Source organism: Halorientalis persicus (genome assembly GCF_900110215.1).
Lineage (GTDB): Archaea > Halobacteriota > Halobacteria > Halobacteriales > Haloarculaceae > Halorientalis > Halorientalis persica.
This window is the reverse complement of sequence record NZ_FOCX01000026.1, coordinates 1-14331: the sequence shown is the minus strand read 5'-3', so window position 1 is coordinate 14331 and position 14331 is coordinate 1. Positions and strand designations below refer to the sequence as shown.

Genomic DNA, 14331 nt, shown 5'->3' with positions numbered 1-14331 from the left:
CCAGAACATCCCAACCAACCGCACTGGAGCAGTTTCTCGCTGGCTGGAGAACAGACCATGGCATTCCGATACGGATGCGTAAGCGCTCTCACAGCCATCGATGCTGGAACAGAAGACGAGGTGACGGTCTCTCATCCACCGTCATCAATCGCTCCTGGCGACCATCTCTTTCACCGGACGGTCACAGACACTCGCAAGCGACAGCTGGAGACCGGCCAGACGACGAGTTGCCTCCGCGAGGTCCGCGCGGAATACCGACGGCACGTCGTCGACACGGTCGCATACGACGGCTCCAACACCACCATTCGCTTCGAGCATCGCCTCCCAGAAACCGAGTCCATGATCAAAGACTTGCACGGGCCCGGCCACGAGTGGCGAACCAGTCCACCACCGGAAATGCCGGACTTCCCGCGATCCGCAGCCGAGTGTGGCGACGAGCCGGATTGGATATTCTCGCGCTGGGAACCACCGCGGACCAACGTGCCAACCGCACCAGCCGCCAAGGCCCTCGATTTCCACCATCTCGAAGGCGAGGGGGCACTCCGCACGGTTAACCAGTTCCTCGCGGGCGGGCCAGACGGCCGCGTCGATCACCGACTACTCGGCGTCGACGGCTTCCGCCACGCCTTCGGGGCCGTCTATGACGGGCATCTCATTTCCGTCGCTGTTCTCGAGCATGGACACAATCGCGAGATCGCCGACTACAATCAGACACGATATCTCACTCGGCTCGCAAACCATCCAAATCGGCCACCGAACACGTCCAGTTGGATGCTCGGTCGAATCCGAGGCTGGCTCCGCCACAATACCGAGATTAGTCGGCTCATCGCGCTCGCAGGCGTCGACGGAAACCGAGGTATCTGCTACGCCGGTGCAGGTTTCGAACACACCAAGACGCTTTCACTGGACAGCGGGGAAACGAGCGTCGACGAAAACTGGACCAAGCGCCGCTGGGAAGCGTCAATCTGAGTCCACAAGCATATCTCCGGCCAGCCAGTAGGTCAAAATCCGGGGTGAAACTCCCCGGAGTCACACGCTCCTTTGGAGCTCATCCATCCGTACGACCGGTGTAGGCAGGCCGCATTTTGACTCTCGTTCTCGCTAGTGAAAATGGTTTTGCTATCCTGCCGAAAAATGCCAGACAGAAAGTGGATGATACCCGGAACCAGATTCTCGATTTTGAAAATCTCTTTCGTCAAATCAGAACCCAGTCATTAACCAACAACCCCGATTGTAGGTTAACAGCATTCTGGCTGGCATCCTGCTGCCATTCCTCTGACTGCTTTTTCGCCCGCGAGATGCCCAGCGACAATGCACAGCGACACACTCGACTTTTACTGGACAGTTTCGTCAGGATCGCAACGAAAAGCGCTCCGGGCTCTTTCGCAGGCAGATACCACCGAGTCCGTGATCGTCAACAGCGAGCTTGACGCCAGTCGGTTTCCAGAGCCAGAACACCTGATGGTATCGTTCGCATCCAAAATGAACGAGCCGTGGCCTGGACCGGAGTGGATTCTCGATTCGGGCGGCTACTCGACCCTCTCCCAGACCGGATCCTACGACAGCACGGTGACCGAGCATCTTGATTTCGTCGCCGAACACGACGACTGCATCAGTCGGTTTGCGCTCCGAGACTGGGCGTGCGAGCCATCACTTTTGTCCGAATATGGTCGGACAGTCAGCACACACCAGGAGTGGACCACGCGGGACCACATCCTGCAGTTAGAAGCCTACGAGACGCGCGATATTGATGCTGAGCCCATGGCCGTCGTCCAAGGCTACGACATCCGTGACTACCTCGAACACATTGACGAGTTAGCCGACTACGGGCTCATCACCGACTACGTCGGGCTTGGATCCGTCTGTCGCCGCGGCCAAGATGCCGAGATCAAGAACACTATCCTCCGAGTACGGGAAGCGCTCCCCGAGCGTGTTTCGCTCCACGGGTTTGGAGTCAAGCAGTCCGTTCTCGAATCACCAGCCGTCCGAAACGCACTGGATTCTGTCGATTCCAACGCTTGGGAGCAGAACCTCTACACCGACGCGACGACAACCGCTCACGACGGGCCAGAGTGGCGCGACGAGTGGCTGGCATATCGCAAGCCCGGATTCCCACGATGCTCGTGGGAGAACTACCTCATCACATACCTAGACTACCGAAATCGCCTCACCAACCTGCTGGATCGGCCCCACGACAGCACAGATCGGGCCGGCTCGAACGTCTCCGTGACCAGTCTTGCCGACTGGGGAGCAAACAACCGAGACAGAGCAGCCGCCGACTACCAGCTCCTCGAGTGTGTCTGCGGGCGGCAGATCGATCCGGGGGCGCCCAGTCCCGATCCACGGACGAGAGGCTGTCGGCACTGTCGGACGGCCGCACTCTCCCACTGGGACGCGGTACGCGACCGCCGAGAGCGAGCAATCGGCACTCATCCTGCAACCTCCTCCCGGTCGCTCCCGACCGGACCAAAAGCAGAGCAAACAAGCGCATCGGCCGGCCAACCGGCCGCGTCGGAATCTAGGACAACACAGACGACGCTCCCGAATCAGTGACCAACCGGCAACTGAGCAGTATTTTTCGCCATCAGGGGGAGTGGAGTGTTCAGCAATGACTGACAGAGAGCAGTACTACTGGAGCGGCAGCAACGGCGTCCTCACCCACACGAAGTTCGGCGAGGACATGGCCAATCCCTTCTTCGACACCGAAGAAGAGGCCAAGAACTTCCTCGAACGCAAGGCCGAGGCCCACGGCGAAGAGCGGTACAAAGGAATGGTCCTGCGGAAGACGGGCAACGACAAGGTTCTCGAAGCCACGCAGGTCCTCACCGATCAGGCCGGCCTCAGCGACTGGGGGAACAAGGCTGTCTCCGATGACTGACGGACTCGTCCCCTACTCGGTGATCGTCCGTGGCGAACAGCCGACACAGGGCACGTTCCGGGAGCTGGTCGCCGAATTTAGCGGGGCCAGTGTCAAGTCCGAAACCGACGTGCCTGTCGAAGCGGCCGCTGTCCGCTACGGGATCGAGGTCATCGGCGATAAATACGACCAGAGTAGATTCCGAGAGAAAATCGCCGAGTTCGACGGCGCATCGGTCACCAGCACCGGCTACGATACCGAGTCGGAGCAACCCATCAACTTCCCAGACATCGTCGAATCGTTCGAGTTGGCCATGCGGGCCCACGAAGGCATCCCGGACGATGCTGTCGAAGAAGTCATCGGCACTGTCGAAGATGCCTGCGCGACCAATGAGCAACAGCTGATGTGGCAACAGGACTACAGCGAGTTCGTCGCCGTTCTCGACGGCGTTCTCGACAGCATCGACGGCAACGGCTACAGCGAACAGGTCGAACGACTAGACTCCCTGCGAGAAAAACTAGAACCGATCCATGCCTGACAACAACGCAACAAACTCAAATTCGGAAGATGAGTCGTTGCACTGTCCAAATTGCGGAGCAGTAGCATTGGAACTCCCCGTATTCAGTGTCAACAAAGGCAGCGCTCGCCCGGTTGATCGCAGCGTCGATCTCTCCCCCGACACTGCGAGCTACAAGTTCACTGGCTACGAGCAGGCCAGAGAACGGCCGCTCTTCGCAGAAGGCGGCGTGTATCTGTACTGCCAAGAATGTTCGACGCTGCTCGTCCACGAAGGCAGGAGTCTCACAATTGCCAGTGCCCAGCACGACGTCGACGAGCCGTTCAGTGGGCTCGCCCCAGTTCCGATCAGCGCCCTTCAGACGCTGATCGAAGCAGCAGACGGCACCAACGGCAGTCCCGATGCAGAGCAGGTCGAAACCGCGCTCCAGACAATCAAACCAATCCTCGACGACTGGCGCAACCGTCGCCTCAAGTGACCATGCCTCAATCAATCACCCATCCAGACATCCCCGAAAGTGCAGACATCGAGATCGACCTTGGACCATTCAGGGAAGCCGTCCTTCCCGGCCCGTGGCGACTCATCACCAGAACTGACGAGATGACCGAAGTACGGGCCGACGACCTCGAAGACAACTCGCACTGGTCAGATCACGGCACGCGTGTCGGACGCGTCTACGAAGCCCACGGGGATTGGCAAGTGAGCCTTTCCGATCCCTTCAACGGGCAAGAGACCCACGACTCAATCGAATCATTCGGCCACCGCAGAACAGCCGAACTCGTTCTCCTCGGGATGCTCACTCGGCGAACAGAAGCCGTCCCACCGATCCCGGTTCGCGACGACGAGTAACCAATCGCCGCCGCCGATCCTCAGCAGCCACTAGCACAGCTCTCCGATTGTCATCGACTCTCACCACCACAACCAGCGCCACAAACACAGACATGACCATCAGAACTGGAAACCACTACACCATCGAGACGTTCGCGAAGTTCATGCGCCGACTCGATTTCGACGTCCAAGATCGATTCGAACACGCCCCGAATCTAGACCACGAAGACGCCCTCAAATCGATCAATCAAGGACGAAAAGACAGAGGCAAACCGCCACTCGACTCACTCTCGGACGCTTCTAACCGTGAACTCAAGGAGTACCTCGACGCCAACGGCCTCCCCCACGACGTCAACCAGACCATCCAGCAGATACTCGAAGCCGACGACCGTGAGTGGGTCCACCTCTACGACGGGATGGTTCACGATATCATCGAACTTCATCCCGAGGACGGGACACCCGAAAGCAGAGCCCTCTACGACCGGATCGATGCACTTGGCCGGCTCTCCTTCGACAACCGCTACAACGTCATCGAAGACATCGTCCACTGGGAAGCAGAGCAGAAAATGGGCGCTGCCGAAGAATGGGATCCCGAACCGCTGATCACGGACCTCGCAGAACGCGACTCGACAGAACTGCTGCACTACTGGGCAGAAACGGTCGGCGAATGGGTCCTCTCTCGCGAGGACTTCACCGCACCGTGTACGTTCTCGCGGGTCGAGTGGCTCGCCGCACAACTCGGAAAGGTCATCGACGGCAGAGAAACCGACTATGGCTTCGTCGTCTCGGTCGACGTCGATCGGGACCTCATCCGAGCGAACCAATCCAGAGCCACCGCCTAGAGACTTTCCCAACCAGAAACCGATAAGAGGACCAGACAAAACAACTCCACCATCGCAGAGAAATCGCGCAATAGCAGCGGTTCAGAATACCCAGCCAGTGCCAGGGGAGCTTGGGCGGTCCAAGCACCCGATTTGTAATCGGGAGTTCCGGGGTTCAAATCCCCGCCCTGGCTTCCGTCGAAAACACAGGGCCGCCGCCCATCACAGACATACATTTTTCGCCTGCGAGGGGCGTGAGCAATGTCAGAAACAGACGACAAAGAACCAGACTGGGAAGAGAAATCGCCCGTCGCTATCGGCGACGGTGGCTACTTTCGCGATCCAGACACCGGCGATGTGCTGTACCTGCTAGAAATCGACCGGTGCCGGCCTGATACGGAGTACCTCACTATCGCCGCACTAGAACCGGACACGCAAGACGTTCGTGTGTTGCAGATCCACGACAGCTGCACAGTCCCGGTCACTGACGAGAACCCCTCCCTCGCAACTCCAACGTCCCTGTTGGAAGCAAACGCGGAGAATCCCTTTCTCGCCCACCTGCAAGGCAGACGGTGACTCACTCACCCCACTCACGTCAACCAATGCCCACACACAGCGTTGAACAGCCCGTCAAAACGACAATCAGCATCGAAGAAGACGACGGTGTCGATGCGATCTTCATCGGCTGTTCGGATGTCCCGCAGCTCATGATCGGTTATCGCACCGGATGGGAATCCGAACTGCAAGTCCGAGTCTATCCGGCGGGTGCCTGGGCACCTACTCTAACGAGAAGTACCGTCTCGCTAGAATCCGAACCAGAGCCCCATCTCGAACCAGAAGATCGGACAGTAATCACAGACACAGACAGCGGTGTGACCGTCTCGCTCGGAGGGCAACGGTGCGACGCCCACATCGACATCGCGTGGCCAAACGGCCAGATGCTCCCGCAAGTCGAAATCCGCGACAGCAGCGACGACGACGACCAGCCAGCCCTCAAAAAACACGTCGAGATCATCAAACGACCTGCAAAGCAGTAACCACTCAAGAAAGCCAATGCCACTGTACGACACCTCCCTCGTGACCGCCCTCGCACGACACGCTAACTGTTCGCTCAAGATCGAAACCTACGGCGAAGCTGTTGAAGACGGAGACGATGAAACCGTCCAGAACGCAACAGTCGAATGCATCGACCACGGCGAAGTAATCGTCGACGCTGAAGCCGAGTGCCAACTGCCGTTCCACTTTCAAGATCACACTGAGGACCGCGCCACAGAAGGTGGCTCAGAGTCCGAAGAGGCTCCCTCAGAAAACGTTCTCGTGACAGCCCAAGCACCGATGAACATCCTCCGAGGCGGTGCCAACAGCCTCAGTGAAGCTTTAGAAGACGAACTCGAGAAACGGATGTCTCCCGAACGGCGTGCTGCCTTCTTCGATGATGCCAATTTCGTCGTCAGTCCCCTCGAAGACGCAGCCGACCCCTCATCGCCAGCAGAAGTCGATCCGCTCGGCTACTACGTCTGTGGCAACGGAACTGCCCACGGTCCCTACAACAGTGAAGACCGAGCATACCGCAGAGCAGCCAGACGATCGGAGAACAACGAGACAGAATACACGGTCGAACGTGGCGCCGTCATCGCAGATGCCTGCCTCGTGGATGGTCTCTCTGTGAGAGATCCTGGTGAGTGTCCAAGCAATCCAGGTGAAGACGAATGATACTCCGACTCCTCTCAATCATTCGCCAATATCTTCTCTCAGTACATCTCTCAAGAACTCTTGACAAACTCGCAGAAAAGACATACCCGGACCATCCTGTCGACCCAGTTCTGCTGTTTGCTGGCGATCTGCCAGAATACCCAGACTTCGTTCCAGCAGAATTCGGAGTATACGAGAAACACGGCAGCATCGGGTCACACGACATCGTTCGCTACCAACCACGTTCTTGGCGATATGACGATGGAACGTTCATTCTACGCGAACAGATCGATATCGGCAACAGCGAATCTGAAGTTCGAGAATTCACAATCAAAATCAGCCCATCAGACTACGTTGCTCACCGCGTCGTATACGCGGCTGCCGACTGGGAAGAGATCCCTCTCCAATCCAATCTGAGTAGCTCCACAGCAGAACGGCAGAATCCAAGCACTAGCTAGATTCTGGACCAACACAGCACCAGAGAAAGCAATTCATGGCATCAAGTCAGATTTCGCTTCCAATCGGCGGTATCAATGACCAGTGCGGACTCTGTGGCACTCCTCTTTTCGAGACAGACGATGTCGGACTCTTCGGCCTGAATGGTCTCACCTGCGTCGACTGTTATCTCAATTTCGCCCGCTACAGCCCCTCCTGGGGCTCAATAAAACTCGAAAATGGCCAGAATCTTGGCGTCCACACTGTCGCAGGCCATCCACAGAGCCCCTACTACGACGGAGACAGTGTCGGAATCGTCATCCTCGATCCCGAGTGGACCTACGAACACACGCCAGACCACACTGCATCGATCTTCTCCGGTCTGACTCAAAACGAGCGAGAATTCGTCTATCGGCTAGCCGCAGATACGTGGAGCGACGATATTGCCACAATCCCCGTTCCAGAAGACGCATGGGAGGCCATCCGAGATTTCCATCACCGAGGAGACAACACTCTATCGCCATATCTGACCGCTCGCGAGAGTCTCGTCCCTCCATTCGCTGTCACACCAAACAGGATATACGCTACGGAAATCCGTGGCGACAATGATCAGGACGCCATCGTCTCTCGGCTCAAATCCTGCGGGAAGAACAACGACAACACGACAACTAATTCCTCGCTTAGCGAATTCGAAGTCGAATCCTCCACAACAACAGAGAACAGCACCGACGAGACTGAAAAACAAGAGAGCACGGATAAGCAACGAACTGGTCAAAGCAATCTAGGAAGTTTCGGTTGATTTCCAAAGCGTCCAGAAGAAACCAGACAGTGGTTTGATATTCTAGAGGATGATACACTACACTCATGTATCGAGCCGGCCATCTGGGCATGGCGCTCATCTGGACATTGCCAGCGCTTCTCCTTGGATACTTAACCGCAGGTGTAGCAGCAACGATTCTCCTCTCCGTGACTGCAGTCGCAGTAGCGTCACTCCCAGACTGGGACCAGCGGATTCCAATTGTCTCCCACCGGGGATTCAGCCATACGATCTGGTTCGCAGGTCTCATCACCGCCATCACGACAGCTGGAGCACTCACGTTTTGGCCCCAGATCGCCTCGCTGCTCTTTGAACATGAGCCGTATCCAGAGACAGTCCAAAGTCTCGCTACGATCCAACCACAAATCGCAGCAGGACTCATTGGAAGTACTGTTCTGCTAAGTCTCCTCAGCCACATTTTCGCTGACAGTCTGACTGTTGGCTCTGGCAAATACGGTATACAACCAGTATGGCCCCTCTCGCGTCGTGAACTGCGATTTGGATACTGCCGCGCCGATTCCACAGTCTGGAACTACGGACTCCTTCTTACAGGCAGCCTTCTATACGGGCTCTTTCTATGGATTCTTGTAAACTGATCTACTGGAACCGGAAAATGGCAACCACATGACGCCCCGAACATTTTTGGTTTTCACATAAGAATAGCTAGATGTTAGTGGTTCACATGGGAGAGTCCCCGCCCAGCCAGACAGAGAGGAAGGACCCGCTGCCCCAGATCACTACCCAAGACTGGAACCAACCAGACAAACCTGTTACATTCGAGGGCACGAGAAAAATCAGCCCTGGTCAAATCGTAGCAGAGACCACCCGCGAACTCAACGTAGCTAGCCACCTCGACAGTGGTCCAAGTGACAGAAACTCTAGCGGAAACAGCAGCCTATCAAAAAAAGAGCAAGCAGCTGTCGATTGGCTGCAGTTTCTTCAGAATGGTTGCCACGGAGAGGTGCCAATTCTAACCGCTGATATCGGACTCAAAGCACTCAGTGGCAGAATTGCATTTGAGGCTAATTTCAAACACAGTGATAAAACGCTCTATGTATTCGCCGGTGATTCAAACGAACTCTACTTCATGCGTGATGGGTCACGTTTCGCTTCAAAAGCAGAACCGGCCACTCTCGAAGTCAACGCCGAACACACTCAGGTGACAGTAGTACCGGATGGCATGGTTGAGAGAACGATAATCTGAGCCAGGTGACGTAACAAGTTCGAAGAAGACACGGGAAGGGGTCACCAATTCGGAGAGCTCCCCCATCAGAACACCCACTTTCCTAGTTTTTGGCAGATTGAAACCGGGAGCTACATGGCTAATATTACCCGAATCCGTGCGAATTCAGATGAACACTTAAGTAATCTCAATTTGAATATACTAGTGACGGACATGCCCCGACGCGATCCCCCCAGCGACGGTACGCCGTCGAACAGATCTAGTCGCGAACATTCCTCCCGTGCCCCCGACGCAGACCAGAGTGCCGGCGAGACAGCATCTCAGGCATCCCCAGACGGGCAGACCTGCCCACAGTGTTGGCGCAACCTTGGCCCGCTCACCGAGCAGTGTCCCTACTGCAAGGCCGACGTCTCCTCAGCTGACTTCCCCGCCGACAAAATCCCAACGGGGAACACGACGACCTGGACATTCGATCGGATCATCTTCGTCGCTGTGCCAGCCCCCAGTTCGCCCGTCGCTCTCGCGAAGGCCAAAGGCGTCTTCCGGCAGCGCGATGGCTTTGAGGGCAGCATCCGCGATCATGAGCTGAAGTCCTTCAGGCTCGTCGACGAGTTCGACAAGGTCCCGGTCACCAAGATGGCCGATGACTGGGACCAGGTGCCCGCATACACGCCCGCCACGGACCCAGAGGGGCAGACCGTTCTGGACCGGTTTGCGGACACGCCGTGGACACACATCTCCCTCGACGGCGGCCGCCGCCCGCCGCTCTACGACGAGCATGGGACGGCAATCCTCTCCAGTGAGGACTTCGAGGCGTTCCGAGACACCGTCACTGGTGAGAGTGACTACTACCTCGTGAGCGCACTCGCATACATTCCAGAGACGCACTCCGAACGCGATGGAGATATCCGTGAGTTCGAGTGTCGGGAATGTGGCTCCGTCCAGCCCCACGACTGCGATGGCACAGTCGGCGTCCCGCCGGCGCTTCGCGACTACAATCGCAACGGCGATCCGGTCGCCAACGCTCGAAACACCCCCAAGTCGACAGTGCCCGATCGGGTGATCGGGCCGTTCGTCTGGCGCTGCCTCGAGTGTCGGACGCCCCGCACCGGTCCGAAGTGTGAAAGCGTCCTCGAATCGCCAGATCCCGAACCCGCAGATGTGGACGCGCCGCCGGAGTCGGAGACCGAGACATCGACGCCGTCGCTCACGGCGGAGATGCTCCCGAAACCAGCACGTGGTCCCGACGCGGAACACGAGTACTACATGGAGCAGCTGCAGGAACGTGGCGTCCTCCCATCGCCCCAGTCCGCTACTCAGACCCCCGCACAGGATACGCATGACGAGTGATCGCGAGATCGATCCGGAGCCGTGTCTCCACTGCGGGACGAAGACGATCCAACGCGTGAGCGGGCATCCGTACTGCTCGATGGACTGTCTCAACAGCCGGCGTCGCGAGCAATCCCAGCGGACGTATCGCTGTCCGTATCCAGAGTGTGGCTGGTCGACGTCGTACTACCCAGAGTCAGCCCTCTCAAAAAAAGAGGCCTACGACGCGATCGACACGCACCGCAACGATCATGCTGAATCGAGAGCCTCCACGCGGCCCGTCGAGTAACAGAGCAAACGCCAAGCCATTTTTCGCCCCCAAAGGACAGCGATGAGGAAACGAACCGCCCCGGTCACCACCACAGACAAGATGCATTCCCCTGCCAATGACCTGCCCAACAACGGCAGCGAGGCAACCAGACACCATGGAAGCCAAACAACTCCCATTCGAAGACGGCGACAGAATCGCCCTCGTAGAAGACGAGATCGAAATGAGCGTCAACATCGGAGACGAAAGAGTCAGATTCAGCGAGGGGACCGCCCCTGCTGGCGTCTCTCTGCTCTCCGACGACCTCAAACCAAAGTCCGAGCAGAGATCATATCCGCTCGAAAAGCTGGAAGAACTCAAGCAGAGCGGCTGGGAAACCATCGAGTAGCATCAGAGGCCGATTTTTCTCGTGCGGATCCAGTGAACAGCGGCGTTTTTTCGCTACTGCAAAAATGAGTGCCACATCAGGCCCATCACGACGTTTGTCGGTTGGCGACGAGTGTCCAACCTGCGGTCGCACCGTAACTGAGACTGCAGCAGGCGGATTGCTTGCCTACTGCTGGTGGTGCAACGACCGATGTATGAAGTCAGGAGGTAGCTACACCAATGAGTAACAATTCTCAGCCAGATCCAGAATGGGAAGTCGGCATCCGAGCTTGGGGCCCTGATGACGAGCCCGGCGAGGCCCGATGGGATCACTTCCACCCGAACGCTCCCGACAAAGAGACAGCCAAAGAGCGCGCCGTCGAAGAAGCAAAGTCCGGCCTCTACTCGCTCATCGGACGGCAGGACGGATACGAAGTATACCAAGTAGCCGGGCCATTCGAGCCAGACCCCACCACTCCAGACGGTGACCAAACGTGACGAACACGAGAGGAAATCGTTCACTCCAAGCCTCAGAAAAACGGTTGTGGGGGATGCTGATTGTCGGCTGGTTGCTAACACTTCTCGGCCTGATTCAAAAAGAAACAGCTCTCCAAATTGTAGGCATGAGCATCATGCTCACTGCGATTTGGATGGGCGACACCACTCCACCAAACACAGACATCCAACAGAGAGAGCAACAATGACCAATACAGAACAGGTTGACAATTCTGAAGACAAGACCAGTCAGCAAAGGGGAGAAACTGAACGAGTGACCCCGTATGTCTCCGAGCGCGAAGGCTGTCACTTCCACATGAAGTGGGACGATGAAGAAACAGCGAAGGATCAAGCGGACTCCCGCGCCGAGCGGAAGGGGCATGAGACGTTCACCTACACGGAGGTGACTTACGTTGCCCAGTGAGTCTCCTGCGGACGGCACTGAACACGTGGATTCTCTCGGCTATCCCCGAAAAGACCTAGAAACTCTCCTTAACACAGCAGAGGCTCAATATCGGAAGAACGTCAAGAAACATGGAGCAGGGAAAAACTGGCTCGGTCCTAGTGCACCCGAAGCCCGCTGGCATATTTGGAAGGCATGTGACGAACTCTTTCAGGCTCGTGACTACGCTCACGAGGGCGAATATGATCAAGCTACTCAGCACATCGCAGACGCACTGAACCATATGCTCATGGCAATGGAGCGGACCCGTCACAAGCAGTCAGAAGACGCGGACGGTGAACGGGAGGATGAGCAATGACAGAAACAAAAGAGACCGAGGAGCAAAAGGAAGTCAATGAGCTGTTTAGGATCGGTGCTGACGAGTTCCAGACTGTCGACTCTATCGAAGAAGCGCACGAGCTTCTCGATAGGCTAGAGCGTGGAAAAGTCATGTTGAAATCCGTCGTTCAGGGCGACGGTATGATGGCCGGGCGCTGCGACGAGCTTCGGCCATCCAGATACGGCGACAAGTTCCAGGTACAGCCGCCACTCATCGGGCAGTGTCACCATTCAAACGCCAAGGATCTTGCCCAAGACATCTACGAAAAACAACTGGAGGTGAAACTGGTCGAATGGGAAGATCGCATCCCGTCCAGTGAGAGAGGTGAGTCGGCGTGACCGAGGCAGATCCAGTTTGGGAAACGACCGACCGCAGCCGGCTTCGGAAGTCAATGGACACACTGTTTCCACAGGATCACAACAGCCAGTGCCGTGTTTGCGGGGAGCCAACTGTCGACGGCCGATGGAACTACTGCTCGAAGCGGTGTCGCGAGATCGCCGAGGCCGTCCAGAAGATGTTCGTCTGGGATGTGGTCCGTGAGCAAGTCCTCGAACGTGACGACCACACCTGCCAAAAATGCGGCCTGAGCTACGACATGGCTCAGCGAGCGTACTGGCAGATTGAGGAACGGATTGACGAGTTGAAAGAGCCGCTCCACCCAGAAAAGAGCGACCACCCCGCAGCCAGCTACGACCGCTGGCGACGCGCCGGGAAAGAACTTCATCGACGGTACGGTTGGATCAACTTCTCCAATGGCGCATTCCACGTCGACCACATCACTCCGATCTCAGAAGGTGGACACCCGTTCGACGAACAGAACCTCCAGACCCTCTGTCGCCGGTGTCACCGCGAAAAGACCGCCGAAGAGAACAGTGAGCCCAACCGTCCAGCGCAGGCAGTCACGCTAGACGACTATCTCGAAACTGGCGAAAGCGAATCGGCTGCACCGGGAAGTACGAATACCGAAAAAGGAGATCAGCAATGACAGACACAGATAGGTCCAAAGAGTCCGAGAACAAGACGAACAACGGAACAGTTCGCTACGGCGTTCCGTTGCAGACAGCCTACGCGCTGGCGTCCTCGTTCCGTGACAGTGATCGGCCCACGCACGAGGTGTTCTGCATCCTCGCAGACCTCCACGGCGACATCCCCGGAGAGTGGATGGTGAAGCCCGATATGATGATCGACGAATGTCCCGAATGTGGATCCACGCACGTCGACCACGAGTCAGATACGCAGTACTGTCGGGCATGCGCTGCTCATTGGCCGTTCAACCAGCCAGACCGCGCATTCTATCCACACCGGAGGTCAGTGGCATGACAGAAAGACCAAGCCAAAGTACGGCAGGCGAAGAAAAAGACTCAGAGCGAACAGAAAACAATGGTGAGCCAAGCTCTTCGCCTCTCCGAATCAAGTTCGACAGCGTGCATATCCAACCGATCCTTGACCAGGAGAAGACAGTGACAGCCCGCCTTGGATCGAAGTACCAGTCCGTCCACACTGGCGATACGATCGTCCTCTGCGACGAAACAGGCGAGGAAGTCGGCCGTGCTACAGTCGACCTGATCGGCGAACACGACGCCGCCTACTTCGCTCGCGTCGCTGGCGAGGCCCACTACGAAGGTCACCGCTCATACCGAAAGGTAGGCCAGTTCCTTGACCAAATGCGCCAGTACTACCCAGAAAAAGAGATAGGGCCCGAAACCGAAGTTGTCGCAATCTCGTGGACAAACGTGACCGTAGCCGACGAGTATGATGGCGGTCGGGAAGCCTGGCGCGACGGCCGAACTGAAGCTCACGAGTCCACCACCTCCCCTCACAACCCAGATAATAACCATGTCTGACACAAAGCAAAATCAAGGAACTCAGCCGGGCAAGCTACCATCGAGATACAATGTGATCACAGAAGCGTTCGCTAAAGCACCACATTATATCTATCAA

At 57.0% G+C, this 14331-nt stretch carries 23 protein-coding genes and 1 tRNA gene; all 24 read left to right on the top strand.

Annotated elements, in window-relative coordinates:
- The first annotated feature begins 57 nt into the window (after positions 1–57).
- The 24 genes from BMX17_RS19735 to BMX17_RS19625 all read left to right on the top strand — a co-directional run bounded on the left by BMX17_RS19735 (position 58) and on the right by BMX17_RS19625 (position 14234).
- Positions 58–969 carry a hypothetical protein gene (locus BMX17_RS19735; protein WP_139203613.1) on the top strand — a complete coding sequence of 304 codons (912 nt, stop codon included), beginning with the start codon at positions 58–60 and terminating at the stop codon, positions 967–969.
- A gap of 513 nt (positions 970–1482) precedes the next feature.
- On the top strand, positions 1483–2553 hold the full coding sequence (locus BMX17_RS19730; RefSeq protein ID WP_139203612.1) for a deazapurine DNA modification protein DpdA family protein: 1071 nt from the start codon (positions 1483–1485) through the stop codon (positions 2551–2553).
- Between the two features lie 55 nt (positions 2554–2608).
- On the top strand, positions 2609–2878 hold the full coding sequence (locus BMX17_RS19725) for a hypothetical protein (protein ID WP_092663336.1): 270 nt from the start codon (positions 2609–2611) through the stop codon (positions 2876–2878).
- A complete protein-coding gene (locus BMX17_RS19720; RefSeq protein ID WP_092663334.1) occupies positions 2871–3395 on the top strand; it encodes a hypothetical protein in 525 nt (174 codons plus the stop codon). Before BMX17_RS19725 ends, BMX17_RS19720 begins: the two co-directional genes overlap by 8 nt.
- A 67-nt stretch (positions 3396–3462) precedes the next feature.
- Positions 3463–3852 (top strand): hypothetical protein, encoded by a 390-nt coding sequence (locus BMX17_RS19715; RefSeq protein ID WP_092663332.1) that lies wholly within the window; start codon positions 3463–3465, stop codon positions 3850–3852.
- Between the two features lie 2 nt (positions 3853–3854).
- The gene (locus BMX17_RS19710; RefSeq protein WP_139203611.1) at positions 3855–4223 is read left to right on the top strand and encodes a hypothetical protein; all 369 of its coding nucleotides are present in this window, start codon (positions 3855–3857) and stop codon (positions 4221–4223) included.
- A 92-nt stretch (positions 4224–4315) separates the two neighbouring features.
- On the top strand, positions 4316–5044 hold the full coding sequence (locus tag BMX17_RS19705) for a hypothetical protein (RefSeq protein WP_092663328.1): 729 nt from the start codon (positions 4316–4318) through the stop codon (positions 5042–5044).
- A 99-nt stretch (positions 5045–5143) separates the two neighbouring features.
- Positions 5144–5217, top strand: a tRNA-Thr gene (locus BMX17_RS19700).
- Positions 5218–5284: 67 nt separating this feature from the next.
- Positions 5285–5599 (top strand): hypothetical protein, encoded by a 315-nt coding sequence (locus BMX17_RS19695; RefSeq protein ID WP_092663326.1) that lies wholly within the window; start codon positions 5285–5287, stop codon positions 5597–5599.
- A 26-nt stretch (positions 5600–5625) separates the two neighbouring features.
- Entirely contained in the window at positions 5626–6060 is a 435-nt protein-coding gene (locus BMX17_RS19690) for a hypothetical protein (protein ID WP_092663324.1), read from the top strand.
- Between the two features lie 16 nt (positions 6061–6076).
- Complete coding sequence (locus BMX17_RS19685) at positions 6077–6736, top strand: hypothetical protein (RefSeq protein ID WP_092663322.1); 660 nt, start codon at positions 6077–6079, stop codon at positions 6734–6736.
- Positions 6733–7173 (top strand): hypothetical protein, encoded by a 441-nt coding sequence (locus BMX17_RS25360; protein WP_139203610.1) that lies wholly within the window; start codon positions 6733–6735, stop codon positions 7171–7173. The genes BMX17_RS19685 and BMX17_RS25360 overlap by 4 nt, the downstream gene beginning before the upstream one ends.
- Before the next feature lie 35 nt (positions 7174–7208).
- Entirely contained in the window at positions 7209–7949 is a 741-nt protein-coding gene (locus tag BMX17_RS25355) for a hypothetical protein (RefSeq protein WP_139203609.1), read from the top strand.
- Between the two features lie 65 nt (positions 7950–8014).
- Complete coding sequence (locus BMX17_RS27570) at positions 8015–8563, top strand: metal-dependent hydrolase (protein WP_092663320.1); 549 nt, start codon at positions 8015–8017, stop codon at positions 8561–8563.
- An 86-nt stretch (positions 8564–8649) separates the two neighbouring features.
- The gene (locus BMX17_RS19675) at positions 8650–9171 is read left to right on the top strand and encodes a hypothetical protein (RefSeq protein ID WP_139203608.1); all 522 of its coding nucleotides are present in this window, start codon (positions 8650–8652) and stop codon (positions 9169–9171) included.
- A 192-nt stretch (positions 9172–9363) separates the two neighbouring features.
- Entirely contained in the window at positions 9364–10500 is a 1137-nt protein-coding gene (locus BMX17_RS19670; protein ID WP_139203607.1) for a hypothetical protein, read from the top strand.
- Positions 10490–10768, top strand: coding sequence for a hypothetical protein (locus tag BMX17_RS19665; RefSeq protein WP_092663314.1), 279 nt, complete (start codon positions 10490–10492; stop codon positions 10766–10768). Before BMX17_RS19670 ends, BMX17_RS19665 begins: the two co-directional genes overlap by 11 nt.
- Positions 10769–10904: 136 nt before the next feature.
- Positions 10905–11135 (top strand): hypothetical protein, encoded by a 231-nt coding sequence (locus BMX17_RS19660; RefSeq protein ID WP_092663312.1) that lies wholly within the window; start codon positions 10905–10907, stop codon positions 11133–11135.
- 218 nt (positions 11136–11353) lie between these two features.
- A complete protein-coding gene (locus BMX17_RS25350; protein ID WP_139203605.1) occupies positions 11354–11611 on the top strand; it encodes a hypothetical protein in 258 nt (85 codons plus the stop codon).
- Positions 11612–11882: 271 nt separating this feature from the next.
- Complete coding sequence (locus BMX17_RS26370) at positions 11883–12032, top strand: hypothetical protein (protein WP_170845491.1); 150 nt, start codon at positions 11883–11885, stop codon at positions 12030–12032.
- 333 nt (positions 12033–12365) lie between these two features.
- Entirely contained in the window at positions 12366–12728 is a 363-nt protein-coding gene (locus BMX17_RS19640; protein ID WP_092663304.1) for a hypothetical protein, read from the top strand.
- Between the two features lie 53 nt (positions 12729–12781).
- Positions 12782–13375: an HNH endonuclease signature motif containing protein gene (locus BMX17_RS19635; RefSeq protein ID WP_092663302.1), complete on the top strand. Its 594-nt coding sequence runs from the start codon at positions 12782–12784 to the stop codon at positions 13373–13375.
- Positions 13372–13710: a hypothetical protein gene (locus BMX17_RS19630; RefSeq protein WP_092663300.1), complete on the top strand. Its 339-nt coding sequence runs from the start codon at positions 13372–13374 to the stop codon at positions 13708–13710. The genes BMX17_RS19635 and BMX17_RS19630 overlap by 4 nt, the downstream gene beginning before the upstream one ends.
- Positions 13707–14234, top strand: a complete 528-nt coding sequence (locus BMX17_RS19625) for an ASCH domain-containing protein (RefSeq protein ID WP_139203603.1) — start codon at positions 13707–13709, stop codon at positions 14232–14234. Before BMX17_RS19630 ends, BMX17_RS19625 begins: the two co-directional genes overlap by 4 nt.
- Positions 14235–14331: the final 97 nt, after the last annotated feature.